Here is a 13,299-nt window from a genome sequence, read left to right as displayed (position 1 = left end):
TTCAAAAGTGAGCCGCTGTCAGAGCGGAACCCTAGGTGGCAGTTACCTAAATAACGGATATGTACCCGGTCCAACTGTGTTGACTGTCAGGTCGCATTCGCGAGCAAGCTCGCTCCCACAGTTTGATTGCGGGGCCTCAGGTAGATAGGTGTCGGCTGTCAGGCCGCCATCGCAGGCAAGCCAGCTCCCACAGTTTGATCGCGGGGCGTCAGGTAGATAGGTGTCGGCTGGCAGGCCGTCATCGCAGGCAAGCCAGCCCCCACATTTGCTTAATGCAACCCCTTCAGCACTCGTTCAGCCCTTCACGAAAACGCAACGCCATCTTTTTCAACTCCTGGCGCCAGCCTTCCAACTCCTCACGGCTCAACGGCTTGGGCTCATCCTGCTCCAACGCCACAGCGACGATCAGCGGCTGGGTGACATCCCCCTTGGGCACATGGGGAATACGCGGCGGCTGGAACATATCCGCATGGGCCTTGAGCAGCCGCGCCACCCAACTGTCAGGGCTTTGGGCCATTTCCACCAACTCGGCCAACTCGGGGATGGCCATGAAATCCAGCACTTCACGATTCATGATCATTTCCGCCCGCGGTGCGCCCGCCTGGGGCAAGCGGTAGAACCCGGCGATCTCATGGCACAGCCCCAGCAAGGCACCGTACAGGTGGAACAACGCCGCTTCGCGCCCCGCCTGTACCAGCGCGATGGCATTCATCTCTTTCCCTTCCTCGGCGCGACCAAGGGCCTCCAGGGACAAACCCGCGAAGTAAATTTTCTGATTGGTACGGGTATAGAGTTCGTTGGCCATGACGGCAATCTCCACAACGAATAGGCGTGATGCTGGCTGTGTAGGAGCGAGCTCGCTCGCGAAAAACTTCCAGGCACCGCTGGGTGCCAGGCTTCCCGCGTTTTCGTTAACGATCTTCGCGAGCAAGCTCGCTCCTACAGTAAGCAAAAGCCGTCTATACAGACGGCTTTTGGCGTTAACAGACTAGCGGATCAAGCGCCTTGGCGCTTGTCCTCGACCTTCCACTTGCCGCCGTCGTAGAACGCTTTCCAGCCAGTCGGCTTGCCGTCCACTTCGGTCTGCACGTACTGCTCTTTGGTCTTGCGGCTGTAGCGGATCACGGCTGGGCGACCATCCGGGTCCTTCTTCGGCGCTTCACACAGGAAGTGGTACTTCGGATCGATCTCGTCCTTGTGCGGCACGATCTCCATCACCAACGGCGCACGGGTCTCGCGGTTTTTCGGGAACTGGCTGGCGGCCAGGAACAGCCCCGAAGCGCCGTCACGCAGGATATAGGTGTCGTTGACCTTCTCGCACTTGAGCTCAGGCATCTTCACCGGGTCCATCTTCGGCGGCGCCGCATCCCCGCTTTTCAGCAGTTTGCGGGTGTTTTTGCACGTTGGGTTGGTGCACCCGAAGAACTTGCCGAAACGGCCGGTCTTGAGCTGCATCTCACTGCCGCACTTGTCGCATTCCAGGCTCGGGCCTTCATAGCCCTTGATGCGGTAGGTGCCCTCTTCAATCTCGTAGCCATTGCAATCGGGGTTGTTACCGCAGATGTGCAGCTTGTGCTTCTCGTCCAGCAGGTAGGCGTCCATCGCCGTGCTGCAGATCGGGCAGCGGTGTTTGCCGCGCAGCACCAGCGACTCGGATTCACCCTCATCGTCAGCCGCAATTTCGTCGCCCGGCACTAGGTTGACGGTCGCCTTGCAGCGCTCTTTGGGCGGCAGGCTGTAGCCCGAGCAACCGAGGAACACGCCGGTGGAGGCGGTACGAATCTGCATCGGCCGACCGCAGGTGGTGCACGGAATATCCGTCATCACCGGCTGGTTGGCGCGCATCCCGTTCTCAGGGTTCTCGGCCACTTCGAGCTTTTTCTTGAAGTCGCCATAGAACTCGTCGAGCACGTTTTTCCAGTCGCGCTCGCCCTGAGCCACGTCATCGAGGTTCTCTTCCATGCCGGCAGTGAAGCCGTAGTCCATCAGATTGGAGAAGCTCTCCGACAGACGCTCGGTCACGATGTCACCCATCTTTTCCGAATAGAAACGACGGTTGTGCAACGCAACGTAGCCACGGTCCTGGATGGTGGAGATGATCGCCGCGTAGGTCGATGGACGACCGATACCGCGCTTCTCCATCTCTTTGACCAGGCTGGCTTCGGAATAACGCGCCGGCGGCTTGGTGAAGTGCTGGGACGGGTCGAGCTTGATCAGCTTCAGCGTGTCGCCCTGGGCCATGTCCGGCAGCACGTCATCATCGCCAGGCTTGGCAATCTGCGGCATCACACGGGTATAGCCGTCGAACTTGAGGATACGGCCCTTGGCACGCAGCTCGAAATCGCCCGCGCCCACGCTGACGGTTGTAGACAGGTATTGCGCCGGCAGCATCTGGCATGCCAGAAATTGGCGCCAGATCAGCTCGTAGAGGCGCTCAGCGTCGCGCTCCATGCCGCTCAGCTTGGCAGGCGTGGTGTTGGCGTCAGAAGGACGAATCGCTTCGTGAGCCTCTTGTGCGCCTTCCTTGCTGCTGTAGACGTTCGGCTTCTCCGGCAGGTAGGTCTTGCCGAATTCGCTTTCAATATAGGTACGCGCCATCGCCACCGCGTCTTGCGACAGGTTGGTGGAGTCCGTACGCATATACGTGATGTAGCCCGCTTCATACAGACGCTGGGCCATCATCATGGTCTTCTTCACCCCGAAGCCCAGGCGGTTGCTCGCGGCCTGTTGCAGGGTGGAGGTGATGAACGGTGCCGACGGCTTGCTGCTGGTCGGTTTGTCTTCACGCTTGACGATGCTGTAGCTGGAGGCCTTGAGCTTCTCCAGCGCGGCCATGGCCTGGGCTTCGTTCAGCGGCTTGAAGGCCTCGCCTTTCTCACGGGCCACTTCAAAGCGCACGTTGGCGCCCTTGGCAGTGCCGAGGTCGGCGTGGACTTCCCAGTATTCTTCGGGGATGAACGCACGGATCTCGCGCTCACGCTCCACCACCAGCTTGACCGCTACCGATTGCACACGGCCGGCGGACAGGCCACGGGCGATCTTCGCCCACAGCAGTGGCGAGACCATGTAGCCCACGACGCGGTCGAGGAAGCGACGGGCCTGCTGGGCGTTGACACGATCAATGTCCAGCTCGCCCGGCTTGGAGAACGCTTCCTGAATGGCTTTCTTGGTGATTTCGTTGAACACCACGCGCTTATAGCGGCTGTCATCACCGCCGATGGCTTCGCGCAGGTGCCAGGCAATGGCTTCCCCTTCGCGGTCCAAGTCCGTCGCGAGATAGATGGTGTCAGCATCTTTGGCGAGCCGGCGCAGCTCTTCGATGACCTTTTCCTTGCCCGGAAGGATTTCATACTTGGCCTTCCAGCCATGGTCCGGGTCCACACCCATGCGCGAAACCAGTTGCTTGCGCGCTTTTTCTTTAGGCGTGAGTACCGGACCTTCGCCCGCGGCGGCCTTACCGCGCTTGGCGGCAGGCTCCTTGCTGGCGCTAGCCGAACCGCTGGTGGGCAGGTCTCGGATATGGCCGATACTCGACTTCACCACGTACTCGTTGCCCAAGTACTTGTTGATGGTCTTGGCCTTAGCCGGGGATTCCACAATGACCAGCGATTTGCCCATGGATCGGAAAATTCCTGAATTCGAGAAGTGAAAGGCAGTTGGCGCCTGACGCGGCAACGCTATATATAGTGGCAACCGGATGAGGTCAAGCGCAGCATTCTGCGCGACCTGCCGTTATTGCCCTGTAAAAAGACTGGGTTCGGCCGTGACCAAAGCAAAGCGCGGGACCTGCTCGCCGTCAACTTCGACGGTCTCCAGGAACATGCTCAAAGGGCGCACCCAAAAGCCGTATTCACCATACAGCGCTTGGTAAAACACCACTTCTTCTTCAGTTTCAGAGTGGCGCGCCACGCTGAAAACACGGTACTGCGGCCCCTTGTAATGCTGGTAGAGCCCGGGTTCGACTTTCATGCTCTGGCCCTCATGCAAATTTTGTTGAAAAAAAATATTTAAAAGTTCCAAAAAACAAAAACCGGGGCACTGGGCCCCGGCTTCCGTCAACCGAACGTTTAGACGCGTTCGAAGACGGTGGAGATGCCTTGGCCGAGACCAATGCACATGGTAGCAACCCCAAGGTTGCCGCCATTTTGCTTCATCACGTTAAGCAAAGTGCCGGAGATACGCGCACCGGAGCAACCGAATGGGTGGCCCAGGGCAATCGCACCGCCGTGCAGGTTAACCTTCTCGTTCATCTTGTCGAGTACTTTCAAATCTTTCAGCACGGGCAGGGCCTGTGCGGCGAAAGCTTCGTTGAGCTCGAAGAAGTCGATATCGGAGATGGAAAGACCCGCGCGCTTCAAGGCTTTTTGTGTGGCCGGTACTGGACCATAGCCCATGATCGCCGGATCCACACCCGCTACTGCCATCGAACGAATCACCGCCAGCGGCTGGATACCCAGGTCCTGGGCACGCTGCGCCGACATCACGATCATGCACGAAGCACCGTCGGTGATCTGCGAGGAAGTACCGGCTGTCACGGTGCCGCCCTTTGGATTGAAGGCTGGCTTGAGGGCCGCCAGGCTTTCCAGGGTGGTGTCCGGACGAATGGTTTCGTCGTAGTCGAACAGTTTCAGGAAACCGTTTTCGTCGTAGCCGTTCATCGGGATGATTTCATCCTTGAACTTGCCTTCCACAGTCGCCTTGTGAGCGAGCTGGTGGGAGCGCAGGCCGAACGCGTCCTGGGCTTCACGGGTGATGCCGTGCATTTTGCCGAGCATTTCCGCGGTCAGGCCCATCATGCCCGAGGCTTTCGCCGCGTAGAGGGACATGTGCGGGTTAGGATCGACGCCGTGCATCATGCTGACGTGGCCCATGTGCTCCACGCCGCCGACTACGAACACATCGCCGTTGCCGGTCATGATCGCTTGGGCAGCGGTGTGCAGCGCGCTCATCGACGAGCCACACAGGCGGCTGACGGTCTGGCCAGCGGCAGTGTGCGGGATCTGGGTCATCAGCGACGCCATGCGCGCGATGTTCCAGCCCTGCTCCAGGGTCTGGTTGACGCAGCCCCAGATCACGTCCTCGACTTCGTTCGGGTCGACCTTGGTGTTGCGCTCCAGCACTTTGCTGATCAGGTGCGCCGACATGTCTTCGGCGCGGGTGTTGCGGTGCATGCCGCCCTTGGAGCGGCCCATCGGCGTACGACCGAAGTCGACAATCACGACGTCTCTTGGATTCAAGCTCATAAATATTCTCGCTCTAGTCGTCTGGGCACTTAACCGAAGAAGCTCTGGCCGTTCTTGGCCATTTCACGCAGCTTCGCGGTCGGGTGGTACAGCGGGCCCAGATCAGCGTACTGATCAGCCAGGGCAACGAACTGGGCCACACCGATGGAGTCGATGTAACGCAGCGCACCACCACGGAATGGAGGGAAACCAATACCATACACCAGGCCCATATCGGCTTCGGCGGCGGTTTCAACGATGCCGTCTTCCAGACAACGCACGGTTTCCAGGCACAGGGCGATCATCATCCAGTTGATGATGTCCTCGTCGGACACCTCACGCTGTTCGTAGATGACCGGAGCGAGTACTTCGTGCACCGACGGGTCGGCCACTTTCTTCTGCTTGCCCTTCTTGTCGGTCTCGTAGGCGTAGAAGCCCTTGCCGTTCTTCTGGCCCAGGCGCTTGGCTTCGTAGAGTGCGTCGACAGCCGAACGACGGTCGTCTTTCATACGGTCAGGGAAGCCTTCAGCCATGACGTCGCGACCGTGGTGGCCGGTGTCGATGCCGACCACGTCCATCAGGTACGCCGGGCCCATTGGCCAGCCGAATTTTTCCATGACCTTGTCGATGCGCACAAAATCCACACCGGCGCTGACCAACTTGGCGAAACCGCCGAAGTACGGGAACAGCACGCGGTTGACCAAGAAGCCCGGGCAGTCATTGACCACGATCGGGTTCTTGCCCATTTTCTTGGCGTAGGCAACGGTAGTGGCCACGGCCAGCTCGCTGGACTTCTCGCCACGGATCACTTCTACCAGCGGCATCATGTGCACCGGGTTGAAGAAGTGCATGCCGACGAAGTTTTCCGGACGCTTGAGGGCCTTGGCCAGCAGCGAGATGGAAATGGTCGAAGTGTTGGAGGCCAGGATGGTGTCATCTTTGACCTGGGCTTCCACTTCAGCCAGCACGGCTTGCTTGACCTTCGGGTTTTCGACAACCGCTTCGACCACCAGGTCGACGTGGCCGAAATCGCCGTAGGACAGCGTAGGACGAATGCCGTTAAGCACTTCAGCCATTTTTGCAGCGGTCATGCGGCCTTTATCAACGCGGCCCACCAGCAGCTTGGCGGCTTCGGCCAGGCCCTGCTCGATCCCGTGTTCGTTGATGTCTTTCATCAGGATCGGCGTGCCTTTGGAGGCCGACTGATAGGCGATACCGCCACCCATGATACCGGCGCCGAGTACGGCAGCCTGTTTCACGTCCTTGGCAATTTCGTCGTAGGCCTTGGCCTTTTTCTTCAATTCCTGATCGTTCAGGAACAGGCCGATCAGGCTTTGCGCAGCCGAGGTTTTCGCCAGTTTGACGAAGCCTGCCGCTTCCACTTCCAGGGCTTTGTCGCGACCGAAGCTCGCGGCCTTCTGGATGGTCTTGATCGCTTCAACCGGCGCCGGGTAGTTCGGGCCGGCCTGGCCTGCCACGAAACCTTTGGCGGTTTCGAACGACATCATCTGTTCGATGGCGTTGAGCTTGAGTTTTTCCAGCTTCGGCTGACGCTTGGCCTTGTAGTCAAATTCGCCGCTGATGGCGCCCTTGATCAGGTTAAGCGCGGCTTCGGCCAGTTTGTCCGGAGCCACTACCGCGTCGACGGCACCGACTTTCAGTGCGTCTTCAGCCTTGTTTTCCTTACCCGCGGCGATCCATTCGATCGCGTTGTCAGCACCGATCAGGCGCGGCAGGCGCACGGTACCGCCAAAGCCTGGGTAGATGCCCAGCTTGACTTCCGGCAGGCCGATCTTGGCCGTCGCGGACATGACGCGGAAATCTGCCGCCAGGCACATTTCCAGGCCGCCGCCCAACGCGATGCCATTGATGGCAGCAACGGTCGGCACGTTGAGGTCTTCGAAATCGCTGAAGATCTTGTTGGCTTCGAGGTTGCCAGCCACCAGCTCGGCATCGGGCAGCTTGAAGTTGTCGACGAATTCGGTGATGTCAGCGCCGACGATAAACACGTCCTTGCCGCTGGAGACGATCACGCCCTTGACCGAAGCATCTGCTTTGATGGTGTCTACGGCCTGACGCAGTTCGTTCAGGGTTAGACGGTTGAACTTGTTGACGGACTCACCCTTGAGGTCGAATTTGAGTTCGACGATGCCACTTTCAAGAGCCTTAACCGTGATGGCTTTACCTTCGTAAATCATCAACTGATCTCCACGATATGGAAGCTGAACAGTACACACTGGACGCTGGTCTCTGGTTTGACATTGACAGTTGAGTCAATGCTCACGCCAATCCGCCAGGCACACCCGCCAGTGCGATAGTCGGGTTTTGTATGAGTCGTCTGACAGGCAAACGCTCAATTCATACGCCCGTTTGATTTGGGTACGCCACCTTCATCCAATTCCGAGCAATTGTCAATCGCTCCAAAGGCTAGTAAAAACGCGACTTTCCAGTCATTTCAGAACCCGGCCCACAGGCGGGCCACCCGTCAATATTCAAATATTCACAGGATCAATAATAGAAAAGATGTGGGAAAAGGCTGTACAGAAAGCAATACACAGCTAGGCTAGCGGCAACCTACAGATTTACCGGCCTGCCTGGCCACCTCCAGCCCGATGATGATGTCGGGCTTTTTATTGCCCGGCTTTCCTGGCTTTTTATTTGCTCGGCTTTTCTGTAGGAGCGAGCTTGCTCGCGAAAACCTGGAGAGCGCCGCGTGTAGCCTGATTATCCGCGTTAGCGTTGGCGATTTTCGCGAGCAAGCTCGCGCCTACAAGGTTTGGGTCAGGCCAGGGCCTTGAGCAGCGTATCGATGTCTTTGAGTACGCTTGCGTCGCCCTTCTCACCCCAATACAAAGCAATCATCTGTTTGTCAGCCTCGACCTTGTAGACGTTCGCCGGCAGCGTTGCAAAATGCGGCAACAACTTCTCATCCACACAAGGTTCACGCCACTGATTGACCCATAGCCCCGGCTCCAGTTGCCAGTAACTCCAGGTTGCGGGCGTGCTGCCGCGCCGTGGTCGGCAGTACTGCGCACAGGGGCTCGGCGGCTCCTGCTTGAGCCAGTGCGGCCACTCCTGAGGCGCCAACTGCATGGCCAACCCGATGCGGCGTGCCTCCATGCGCAGGGCCATGCGCCCGCTCTGCTGGCGCGAAGGACGCAGCCATACCAGGGGGCTTAAAACCACCGCAAGGATTGACACCACTATCCAGACCGTCATATGTGTACTCCCGAATTTCTAGATGAGCGGATTTGATCTGCGGCAACCCCATCCGCTTGAAAGCAGCCATACTGAACTTATTGCAGTCCCCTGGAGGAACGCCTCATGCCCTACGAACATATTCTGGTCGCTGTCGACCTGACCGAAGAGTGCGACCCAGTGATCAAGCGCGCACAGGAATCCGCGATTGCCAATGGCGCCAAACTGTCGTTGGTACACATCGTCGAGCCCATGGCCATGGCCTTTGGTGGTGACGTGCCGATGGACCTTTCCCAGCTGCAGCAGCAACAATTCGACCAGGCCAAGGAGCGCCTGGACCGTTTGATTCTCAAATACCCGCACCTGAAAAAGGAAGACTGCCACCTGACATACGGCCAACCGCGCCAGGAAATTCACCACTTGGCCAAGGAACAGGGTTGTGACCTGATCGTAGTGGGTAGCCATGGGCGCCACGGCTTGGCGTTGTTGCTGGGCTCGACCGCCAATGATGTATTGCACGGCGCGCCGTGCGATGTGCTGGCCGTCAAACTGGTAAAGAGTTCGTAAGACCGATGAAGGTCTAATGTGGGAGCTGGCTTGCCTGCGATAGCAGCCTGTCAGTTGATGCATCAAGTGGCTGATACACCGCTATCGCAGGCAAGCCAGCTCCCACAGTTGAATCGCATTTCATATTAAAAAACCCGGCGCTCATAGAAGAGCGCCGGGCTTTTTTATTGCGGTGCGATCACTCAGGCATCCAACTCGGCCCAACGCTCAACCAACGCTTCCAGCTCCTGGTTCAACGTCTCCAAAGAGGCGATGACCTTGGCAGTTTCTGCCGCAGGGCGCAGGTAGAAACCAGCGTCAGCCATTTCCGCTTCGACCGCAGCAATCTGCTGTTCCTTGGCGTCGATCTCACCCGGCAAGGCTTCCAGCTCGCGCTGCAACTTATAGCTCAGCTTTTTCTTGGCCGGCGCAGCGTCAGCCGCCGGTGCAGGCGCTTCGGCAGCGACCGGAGCCACCACCGCCGTGTTCAAGTCTGCTTTGCCCGACTTGCTCTCGGTCACGCCCAGCAGGCGCGGTGAGCCGCCCTGGCGCAGCCAGTCCTGATAGCCGCCCACGTATTCACGCACCTTGCCTTCACCTTCGAAGACCAGGGTGCTGGTGACCACGTTGTCGAGGAATTCCCGGTCGTGGCTGACCATCAGCACGGTGCCGTTGAAGGTCAGCAGGACCTCTTCCAGCAGTTCCAGGGTTTCCACGTCGAGGTCGTTGGTCGGTTCGTCGAGTACCAGCAGGTTGGCCGGCTTGCTGAACAGCTTGGCCAGCAGCAGGCGCGCACGCTCACCACCCGACAGCGCCTTGACCGGCGTGCGCGCACGTTGCGGGCTGAACAGGAAGTCACCCAGGTAGCTGAGTACGTGGCGGCTCTGGCCGTCGATGTCGATAAAGTCGCGACCTTCGGCGACGTTGTCGATCACGGTCTTTTCCAGGTCCAACTGGTGGCGCAACTGGTCAAAGTAGGCCACGTCGATGCGAGTGCCCTCTTCGACCTTGCCGCTGGTCGGTTGCAGGCCGCTGAGCATCAGCTTGAGCAACGTAGTCTTGCCGGTACCGTTGGCGCCCAGCAGGCCGATACGGTCGCCACGCTGCAGGACCATGGAGAAGTCCTTGATCAGGAACGGGCCGTCCGGGTGATGGAAGCTGACGTTCTCCAGCACCATCACTTGCTTGCCCGACTTGTCGGCAGTATCGAGCTGGATATTGGCCTTGCCGGTACGCTCGCGGCGCTCACTGCGCTCGACGCGCAAGGCTTTCAAGGCACGCACGCGGCCTTCGTTACGGGTGCGACGGGCCTTGATACCCTGGCGGATCCAGACTTCTTCCTGGGCCAGTTTCTTGTCGAACAGCGCGTTGGCAGTTTCTTCGGCCGCCAGGGCGGCTTCCTTGTGCACCAGGAAGCTAGCGTAGTCGCCGTTCCAGTCGATCAGGCCGCCACGGTCCAGTTCGAGGATGCGCGTGGCCAGGCTCTGCAGGAAAGCACGGTCGTGCGTGATAAACAGCACCGCGCCCTGGAAGTCCTTGATGGCTTCTTCAAGCCAGGCGATGGCGCCGATGTCCAGGTGGTTGGTCGGTTCGTCGAGCAGCAGCAGGTCTGGCTCGGACACCAGGGCCTGGGCCAGCAGCACGCGACGACGCCAGCCGCCGGACAATTCGGCGAGGGTCTTGTCGGCCGGCAGTTGCAGGCGGCTCAGGGTGCTGTCCACCAGTTGCTGCAAGCGCCAGCCGTCACGGGCTTCGAGGTCTTGCTGGACGTGCATCAGCTTGTCGAGGTCTTCCTCGGTGACGCAGTTCTGCGCCAGGTGATGGTATTGCGCGAGCAACTCGCCAACGCCGTCCAGGCCTTCGGCAACCACGTCGAACACTGTCCGTCCGTCGGCCACCGGCAATTCTTGCGGCAATTCGCCGATCTTGAGGCCCGGGGCACGCCAGACAGAGCCGTCATCGGGCTTCTGGTCGCCTTTTACCAGCTTCATCATGCTGGACTTGCCGGTGCCGTTGCGGCCGATGATGCACACCCGCTCACCACGGGCGATCTGCCAGGACACCTTGTCCAACAACGGCATGGCGCCGAAAGCAAGGGACACATCGCTGAATTTGAGCAGGGTCATACGCTTCTCCAAAAACTGGGCGCGCATTCTACCTGATGTGAGGGTGGGATGCGGTCGGCATTTTCTCTATTGACACGTTCTGTAGGACATTTCCGGCGAACTTGAACGAACCAGCCGGCAAAGCTTTCGCGGGCCGCTGGCAAAAGGCTAAGCTAGGGGCAATCAGTGTCGGCAGTGCCGGTGCTAGTCGTGATTTCTCTGCACGGACGTCTCATGCGCAGTCGCCTTTTCAACTTTTTATCTTGTCTGCTTCTTTCCGCCACTGCCGTTCAATCCGCCCAGGCGGTGGACCTCACCACTCAACGCCAGTATTACGATCAAGCCAAACGTGCCCTGGCCAAGGGTGACAGCGGCCCCTACATGCAATACAGCCAGGCCCTGGCCGATTACCCGCTCACGCCCTACCTGGCCTATGACGAGTTGACCGCGCGCCTGAAAACCGCGAGCAACGAGGAAATCGAACAATTTCTCGCCAAACACGGCGACCTGCCCCAGGCCAACTGGATGAAACTGCGTTGGCTGCGCTGGCTGGCCGAACGCGGCGATTGGCAGACCTTTGAAAAGTACTACGACACCAAGCTCAATTTCGTCGAACTTGACTGCCTGCATGGCCAATATCAGCTCAGCCACAACCTGAAGGCCGAAGGCTACAAGACCGCCGAAAAGCTGTGGATGACCGGCAAATCCCAACCAGCCGCCTGTGACGCCACGTTTGGCCAATGGGCCGCTGCCGGCCAACTCACCGAGCAGAAGATCTGGGAGCGCACCAAGCTCGCCGCCGAAGCGCGTAACTACGCGCTGGCCAATAGCCTGGTGAAAACCCTGCCCACCCTCGGTGTCCAAGGCCGCTTGATGGTGGATGTGGCGCAAAAGCCCGACATGCTCAGTGACCCGTCACGCTTCCAGCCGGCCACCGAGGCCATGGCTGACGCCGTGGGCCTGGGCCTGCGCCGCCTGGCACGCCAGGATCCGGACAAGGCCATGTCCCTGCTCGACGGTTACGCCAGCAGCATGCACTTCTCCCGTGACGAAAAAGTGTCGATTGCCCGCGAGATCGGCTTGACCCTGGCCAAGCGCTTCGACCCGCGCGCGCTGGAGGTCATGACCAAGTACGACCCCGAGCTGCGCGACAATACGGTCTCCGAGTGGCGTCTGCGCCTGCTGCTGCGCCTGGCGCGCTGGGAAGACGCCTACCAGTTGACCCGCAAACTCCCACAAGACCTGGCCACCACCAACCGCTGGCGCTACTGGCAGGCGCGCAGCCTGGAACTGGCCGAGCCGAAAAACCCGCAAGCCTTGGTGCTGTATAAAAACGTCGCCAAGGAGCGCGATTTCTACGGTTTCCTCGCCGCTGACCGCTCCAAATCGCCTTACCAGTTGAACAACAAGCCGCTGGTGATGAGCCAGGCCCTGGTCAACAAGGTCCGCAACACCCCAGGCGTGCGCCGGGCCCTGGAGTTCTACGCCCGTGGCCAGATCGTCGACGGTCGCCGTGAGTGGTACCACGTCAGCCGTCATTTCAACCGTGACGAGATGGTCGCCCAGGCCAAACTGGCCTACGACATGAAGTGGTACTTCCCGGCGATCCGCACCATCAGCCAGGCCCAGTACTGGGACGACCTGGACATCCGCTTCCCGATGGCCCACCGCGACACCCTGGTGCGCGAAGCCAAGGTACGTGGCCTGCACTCCAGCTGGATCTTTGCCATCACCCGCCAAGAAAGCGCGTTTATGGATGACGCCCGCTCCGGCGTTGGCGCCAGCGGCCTGATGCAACTGATGCCCGGCACTGCCAAGGAAACCGCGCGCAAGTTCAGTATCCCCCTGGCCTCCCCGGCCCAGGTGCTGGACCCGGATAAAAACATCCAGCTCGGCGCTGCTTACCTGAGCCAGGTGCACAGCCAGTTCAACGGCAACCGCGTGCTCGCCTCCGCTGCCTACAACGCCGGCCCAGGCCGCGTGCGCCAATGGCTGCGCGGCGCAGACCACTTGAGTTTCGACGTATGGGTGGAAAGCATCCCCTTCGACGAAACCCGCCAGTATGTGCAGAACGTGCTGTCTTATTCGGTGATCTACGGGCAGAAGCTCAATTCACCGCAGCCGTTGGTGGATTGGCATGAGCGCTACTTCGACGACCAGTAACATGTTGTAGGAGCGAGCTTGCTCGCGAAAAACGTCAACGCTAACGCGTGCTTCCTGGATAAACA

The 13,299-nt window shown here is 59.6% G+C and carries 9 protein-coding genes; 2 read left to right on the top strand and 7 right to left on the bottom strand.

The window, feature by feature from the left end:
• Positions 1-283: 283 nt before the first annotated feature.
• From A7K61_RS18455 to A7K61_RS18430, 6 genes are all read right to left on the bottom strand, one after another.
• On the bottom strand, positions 284-805 hold the full coding sequence (locus tag A7K61_RS18455) for a DUF6586 family protein (RefSeq protein WP_069558104.1): 522 nt from the start codon (positions 803-805) through the stop codon (positions 284-286).
• 191 nt (positions 806-996) lie between these two features.
• Positions 997-3,618: a type I DNA topoisomerase gene (gene topA, locus A7K61_RS18450; protein ID WP_003189652.1), complete on the bottom strand. Its 2,622-nt coding sequence runs from the start codon at positions 3,616-3,618 to the stop codon at positions 997-999.
• A gap of 114 nt (positions 3,619-3,732) precedes the next feature.
• Positions 3,733-3,969, bottom strand: a complete 237-nt coding sequence (locus A7K61_RS18445) for a DUF1653 domain-containing protein (protein ID WP_003189651.1) — start codon at positions 3,967-3,969, stop codon at positions 3,733-3,735.
• Between the two features lie 98 nt (positions 3,970-4,067).
• Positions 4,068-5,243, bottom strand: a complete 1,176-nt coding sequence (gene fadA / locus A7K61_RS18440; RefSeq protein ID WP_003189650.1) for an acetyl-CoA C-acyltransferase FadA — start codon at positions 5,241-5,243, stop codon at positions 4,068-4,070.
• A 29-nt stretch (positions 5,244-5,272) separates the two neighbouring features.
• The gene (fadB, locus tag A7K61_RS18435; protein WP_044272905.1) at positions 5,273-7,420 is read right to left on the bottom strand and encodes a fatty acid oxidation complex subunit alpha FadB; all 2,148 of its coding nucleotides are present in this window, start codon (positions 7,418-7,420) and stop codon (positions 5,273-5,275) included.
• Between the two features lie 583 nt (positions 7,421-8,003).
• The gene (locus tag A7K61_RS18430) at positions 8,004-8,441 is read right to left on the bottom strand and encodes a hypothetical protein (protein WP_047710330.1); all 438 of its coding nucleotides are present in this window, start codon (positions 8,439-8,441) and stop codon (positions 8,004-8,006) included.
• A 105-nt stretch (positions 8,442-8,546) separates the two neighbouring features.
• On the opposite strand from A7K61_RS18430, the gene A7K61_RS18425 reads away from it, so the two are divergent.
• Positions 8,547-8,987 (top strand): universal stress protein, encoded by a 441-nt coding sequence (locus A7K61_RS18425; RefSeq protein WP_069558103.1) that lies wholly within the window; start codon positions 8,547-8,549, stop codon positions 8,985-8,987.
• A 182-nt stretch (positions 8,988-9,169) separates the two neighbouring features.
• Here the strand turns inward: A7K61_RS18425 and A7K61_RS18420 are convergent, their stop codons facing one another.
• Entirely contained in the window at positions 9,170-11,092 is a 1,923-nt protein-coding gene (locus tag A7K61_RS18420; protein WP_032892850.1) for an ATP-binding cassette domain-containing protein, read from the bottom strand.
• Positions 11,093-11,305: 213 nt separating this feature from the next.
• On the opposite strand from A7K61_RS18420, the gene A7K61_RS18415 reads away from it, so the two are divergent.
• The gene (locus A7K61_RS18415; protein WP_069558102.1) at positions 11,306-13,234 is read left to right on the top strand and encodes a transglycosylase SLT domain-containing protein; all 1,929 of its coding nucleotides are present in this window, start codon (positions 11,306-11,308) and stop codon (positions 13,232-13,234) included.
• Positions 13,235-13,299: the final 65 nt, after the last annotated feature.

Origin of the sequence: Pseudomonas sp. AP42 (genome assembly GCF_001728935.1) — a bacterium.
Taxonomy (GTDB): Bacteria; Pseudomonadota; Gammaproteobacteria; order Pseudomonadales; family Pseudomonadaceae; genus Aquipseudomonas; species Aquipseudomonas lactis.
Note: the sequence above shows the minus strand (reverse complement) of the source record. Positions and strands in the feature narration are given on the sequence as shown.

Excerpts from the sequence above, each read along its gene's own strand:
- A7K61_RS18455 (WP_069558104.1), bottom strand. The coding sequence starts at position 805 with ATGGCCAACGAACTCTATACCCGTACCAATCAGAAAATTTACTTCGCG.
- topA (WP_003189652.1), bottom strand. The coding sequence starts at position 3,618 with ATGGGCAAATCGCTGGTCATTGTGGAATCCCCGGCTAAGGCCAAGACC.
- A7K61_RS18445 (WP_003189651.1), bottom strand. The coding sequence starts at position 3,969 with ATGAAAGTCGAACCCGGGCTCTACCAGCATTACAAGGGGCCGCAGTAC.
- fadA (WP_003189650.1), bottom strand. The coding sequence starts at position 5,243 with ATGAGCTTGAATCCAAGAGACGTCGTGATTGTCGACTTCGGTCGTACG.
- fadB (WP_044272905.1), bottom strand. The coding sequence starts at position 7,420 with ATGATTTACGAAGGTAAAGCCATCACGGTTAAGGCTCTTGAAAGTGGC.
- A7K61_RS18430 (WP_047710330.1), bottom strand. The coding sequence starts at position 8,441 with ATGACGGTCTGGATAGTGGTGTCAATCCTTGCGGTGGTTTTAAGCCCC.
- A7K61_RS18425 (WP_069558103.1), top strand. The coding sequence starts at position 8,547 with ATGCCCTACGAACATATTCTGGTCGCTGTCGACCTGACCGAAGAGTGC.
- A7K61_RS18420 (WP_032892850.1), bottom strand. The coding sequence starts at position 11,092 with ATGACCCTGCTCAAATTCAGCGATGTGTCCCTTGCTTTCGGCGCCATG.
- A7K61_RS18415 (WP_069558102.1), top strand. The coding sequence starts at position 11,306 with ATGCGCAGTCGCCTTTTCAACTTTTTATCTTGTCTGCTTCTTTCCGCC.